1 pseudogene is annotated in these 388 nt (G+C 75.3%); it reads right to left on the reverse strand.

Annotated elements, in window-relative coordinates:
* Positions 1 to 388: pseudogene (locus PUR56_RS00050) on the reverse strand (electron transfer flavoprotein subunit alpha/FixB family protein); the annotation flags it as partial.

The following is a 388-nucleotide window of genomic DNA, read 5'->3' on the forward strand; positions in this document are numbered from 1 at the left end:
CTCGGTCAGCTCGGGGCGGCCGGTGGAGACGCGCGGGGTGCGCGAGACGACCTTGGCGGCGTTGCCGGTGAACGCGACGGTGACGTCCTCGACGGTGCCCGCGGCCGCGGCGGCCTCCGGCGCGACGGCGTTCGGCTTGACCGCGATCACCGGCACCCCGGTCGAGACGCGCGAGTCGACGGTGAACGAGGCGGCGAACACCGACTGGGTCACGATCGGGCCGTCCTCGCCCGCGCGGAGGTCCACCGCGTCGGTGATGATGCCGGAGCCGAGGCGCAGGGCGACGCGGGCGGCGACCTCCTTGCCCTCGCCGGAGGAGGTGACCAGCACCGCGGCGGCCTCGCTCGCCTTCGCGATCTGGGTCAGCGCGTCCACCTTCGGGACGACC

It is taken from the genome of Streptomyces sp. BE303, from assembly GCF_036290945.1.
Classification (GTDB): domain Bacteria; phylum Actinomycetota; class Actinomycetes; order Streptomycetales; family Streptomycetaceae; genus Kitasatospora.